Raw genomic sequence first — 4,130 nt, forward strand, 5'->3', positions numbered from 1 at the left:
CTCGATCGTCGCGCCGCTGTGCGTGCCGCCGCTCCTCGCGCTCGGCGGCGTCGCGCTGCCGTTCGGCGTGTTCGCGGCCGTCTTCGCGCTGGCCGCGGCCGCGGCGCTCACGCTTCCGGACCTCCGCGGCACGGCCCTCGAGGACTGAGCGGGCGGATCCGCTCGGTGCGCTCGGATTGCCACCGGAGGAGCGCGCATGCGGTCCACCCTGATCCACCTGGCGTCCATCCCCGTCGCGATCCTCATCTTCTCGGCCGTCATCGGCACCTCCCGCTCCAGCCCCACGCAGGACGCCCAAGACGCCGTCGCCCGCGAGCGCCGTGCCGCAGGCAAGGCCGAGCGCCAGCGCCGGAAGGACGAGCGCGGCTGATCCGCGCTGGGGAGCATCCGCTCCCCGGACACCCGCCGCCGCGCTCTCCGCGACGCGGCCATCCTCACCGCGTCCTTCGTCGTGTCCCAGCTGGTCGTGGTGCCGCTGGTCGTCGGGGGCTCGGCGACCGAGCGCCTCGGTCCGACGGGGGTCTGCGGCGTCCTCGTGTTCGCGTTCGCGTTCGCCTACCTGATCCGCCGAGCAGTCGACAGGCGACGCCAGGGCGACTGACGCGCACCGCACGCACGACGCCCCCGCGACCAGCAGGTCGCGGGGGCGTCGTGCGTGCGGATCGCGGGTCAGCCCGCGGCCAGCGCCTCCTCGAGGAGGTGCGAGAGCGCGTCGAGCTGGACCGACGTGGATCCGGCCTCGTCGAAGTCCTCGCCGTCGAGCGCGCGCGCCGCGAGGCCCGCCTTGCTGTCGATGAGCTCCGCGATCTTCGCGTCGATGGTCTGCGCCGCGATGATCCGCCACGCGGTGACGGGCTCCTCCTGGCCGATGCGGTGCACGCGGTCGATGGCCTGCGTCTGCTCGGCGCTGGTCCAGCTGAGCTCGGCGAGCACCACGTTGGACGCGGCCTGCAGGTTGAGGCCGACGCCCGCCGCGGTGAGCGAGCAGACCACGACCTTGACCTCGGGGTCGTTCTGGAAGGAGTCGATCGCGTTCTGGCGCGCGGCAGGCGACTGGTCTCCGCGGATGGAGACGCTCTTCAGCTCCCGCTTCGCGAACGTCGCCTCGGCCTGGTCCATCACGTCGACGTGCTTCGCGAAGAACACGACCTTGCCGACCGAGCGCGCGAGCTGGGCGGCGTAGTCGGCGGCGAGCACGGCCTTGGCCTGGCCGATCCGGCGGACCATGGTGAACACGTTCTCGCCGGTCTTCTGCGCCTTGGCCTCGTCGAGCTCGGACTGCGCCACGAGCCGCACGAGGCTCGCGCGCTCCGAGGCGGATCCGGCCATCACCTCGGGCACGGTGGTGCCGCGCGCGCCGACGAGAGCCGTGAAGCGCTTGACGAGACGCGCCGCGAGCTCGCGCTCGGCCTGGCGGATGGAGCGGCCCAGGTCGTCGTCGAGCTCGACCGGGAGGTCCGCGATGCGCTTCGACGGCAGGTCGGTGGCCACGTCGATCTTGCGGCGGCGCACGATGCCGAGGTCGATGACCGCGCGCCGGGCTTCGGCGAAGAAGCCGGGGTCGGCGGGCGTGAGGCCCGCCTCCTCCAGCTCGCCCATGAGGCGCGAGGTGGGCTTGTCGCCGTCGATCCAGCCGAGGAACTGCCAGATGGCGCGGAAGTCGTCGATGTCGTTGATGAGCGGCGTGCCCGTCAGCGCCATCAGCAGCGGGTTCGACTGGCGCTGCCGGATGCTCTCGGCGAGCGCCAGCACGAACTTCGACCGCTGCGACTGCAGGTTCTTGATGAAGTGCGCCTCGTCGACGACCATGCCGCGGAAGCCGAGCGTGCGCAGCCAGCCGATGTGGCGGTCCAGCACCTCGTAGTTGACGATGACGACGTCGGCGAAGGCGTCGAGCCCCGCGCCGTCGCCGTGGATCACGGTGGCGCGGCGGTGCGGCGTCCACCGCTCGACCTCGCGCTTCCAGTTCATCTTCACGACGTTCGGCACGACGACGAGCAGCGGGTACGCGTCCGCGACCGACGCGGCGAGCAGCGCCTGCGCCGTCTTGCCGAGGCCGGGCTCGTCGGCGAGCAGGAACTCCCGGTGGCCGAGGCGCACGCTCTCGAGGAAGCGGGCCTGGTGGCGCATGAGCTCGAGGTTCTGCGGCGAGAGGCGGTCGATGCGGGGGCTCTCGGGGAGGTCCATGCTCGCGATGCCGCCACCGGCGCCGTACTCGAACGACTTGAACAGCGGGCCGAGCAGTTCCCAGTTCGCCAGCAGGCGCGTGGGCGGCGCGGCCGGGGCGGGCCGGTCGAGGTCGGGCTCGAGGAACGGGTTCGCGAGCACGCGGGCCTTGACGGACGGCGGCACGACCTGGCGCTCGCTGAGCTTGGCGAGCGCGGGATCCTCGGGCTCGGGCTCCGGCTCCTCCTCCACGACCATCTCCACGCCGCCGTCGAACAGCATGTGCTTGCGCATGGCGCGGGCGGCCTCGGAGAGCTTGGCGTCGGGATCCAGCAGCGGCAGCACCGAGGTGTCGCGCGCGGCCGTGCGGGCCAGGATGCTCGCGATGCCGTCGAGGCGCTTCAGGGTCTCCGCGCGCTCGGGGTCGCTGAGCGGGGTGGCCGGGTCCTTCGCGTGCGTGCGCTCCTCGCGCATCAGCACGGCGACGACCTGGAACTTCGTGCGGTTGACGGGCTTGAGCTTGCCGCGCTGGGCGGCCTGCTCGATCTCGCGCACGGCGCGCGCCAGCACGGGGATGAGCCCCTCGTTGTCGATCGTGCGCGTGCGGGCGGAGGACCGCCGCTGGCCGGTGCGAGCCATGCAACTCCTTGTTCACTGCCGGGGCCAGGCGCTGCCTGCGCTCCCGGATCGGAAGTACTTCGCGCCCGTCGCGCACGGTGACGCGTGCGGTCGGACGGTGGCGAGGGGACCGGCCTCGAGCAACCGGGGTTCCGGGTCGGGGGTGGGATCTGGGTCCGCCGCCTGCGCCCGGCCGCCTCGGGGAGGACGGGCACACGGAGAGTTTAGGGCACGCGGGACCCCGTGCGCGCCCGCGGCCGGTCGGGCGCGGCGACCCCGGCCTAGGGTGGATGCATGACGGATCAGGCGACACCCGCAGGCACCAACGAGGCGGGCGCTCCCGGCCGCTACGTCGAGGAGGGTGAGTTCACCCGCGACACGAACTACATCGAGGACCGGATCCTCCGGGACGGCTCGCAGGGCTGGCCCGTCGAGGCCGGCCGCTACCGCCTCGTCGCGGCGCGCGCGTGCCCGTGGGCGAACCGCTCGGTCATCGTGCGCCGCCTGCTCGGCCTCGAGGACGCCATCTCGCTCGGCCTCCCCGGCCCTACGCACGACGCCCGCAGCTGGACCTTCGACCTCGACCCCGACGGACGCGACCCGGTCCTCGGCATCGAGCGCCTGCAGGACGCGTTCTTCGCGCGCTTCCCCGACTACCCGCGTGGGATCACGGTGCCGGCGCTCGTCGACATCCCCTCCGGCCAGGTGGTCACCAACGACTACCCGCAGATCACGCTCGACCTCTCCACCGAGTGGACCGAGCACCACCGCGAGGGCGCACCCGACCTCTACCCCGAGCACCTCCGGGCGGAGATCGACGAGGTCGCCGACCTCGTCTTCCGCGACGTGAACAACGGCGTGTACCGCTGCGGCTTCGCCGGATCCCAGGAGGCGTACGAGAAGGCGTACGACCGCCTCTTCGGCCGGCTCGACTGGCTGAGCGACCGGCTCGCGACGCAGCGCTACCTCGTGGGCGACACCATCACCGAGGCCGACGTCCGCCTGTTCACCACGCTCGCCCGCTTCGACGCCGTCTACCACGGGCACTTCAAGTGCAACCGGCAGAAGCTGGACGAGATGCCCGTGCTCTGGGCGTACGCGCGCGACCTGTTCCAGACGCCCGGGTTCGGCGACACCATCGACTTCGTGCAGATCAAGCAGCACTACTACCTGACGCACACCGACATCAACCCGACCCGGGTCGTGCCCGTCGGGCCCGAGACGTGGGGCTGGCTCGAGCCGCACGGGCGCGAGGAGCTGGGCGGCCGCCCGTTCGGCGACGGCACCCCTCCCGGCCCGGTGCGCGATGACGAGCGCGTGCCCGAGGGCCACGGCGCGGTGCCGCG

General features: G+C 72.6%; 4 protein-coding genes. 3 read left to right on the forward strand and 1 reads right to left on the reverse strand.

Annotated features, from left to right (window positions below; all coding sequences use genetic code 11):
- The first annotated feature begins 196 nt into the window (after positions 1 to 196).
- Together DZG00_RS17040 and DZG00_RS17045 are read left to right on the forward strand one after the other, a co-directional pair.
- Positions 197 to 370 (forward strand): hypothetical protein, encoded by a 174-nt coding sequence (locus tag DZG00_RS17040; protein ID WP_158586990.1) that lies wholly within the window; start codon positions 197 to 199, stop codon positions 368 to 370.
- A gap of 81 nt (positions 371 to 451) precedes the next feature.
- On the forward strand, positions 452 to 601 hold the full coding sequence (locus DZG00_RS17045) for a hypothetical protein (RefSeq protein WP_158586989.1): 150 nt from the start codon (positions 452 to 454) through the stop codon (positions 599 to 601).
- Between the two features lie 68 nt (positions 602 to 669).
- Here DZG00_RS17045 and DZG00_RS13010 read toward each other — a convergent pair whose 3' ends face one another.
- Positions 670 to 2,805, reverse strand: coding sequence for a DEAD/DEAH box helicase (locus tag DZG00_RS13010; protein WP_119382690.1), 2,136 nt, complete (start codon positions 2,803 to 2,805; stop codon positions 670 to 672).
- 273 nt (positions 2,806 to 3,078) lie between these two features.
- Between DZG00_RS13010 and DZG00_RS13015 the strand changes: the two genes are divergently transcribed.
- Positions 3,079 to 4,130: glutathione S-transferase family protein (locus DZG00_RS13015; protein WP_119455699.1), on the forward strand; the 1,052-nt coding region annotated here is incomplete at its 3' end.

Source organism: Clavibacter lycopersici (assembly GCF_003576405.1).
Classification (GTDB): domain Bacteria; phylum Actinomycetota; class Actinomycetes; order Actinomycetales; family Microbacteriaceae; genus Clavibacter; species Clavibacter lycopersici.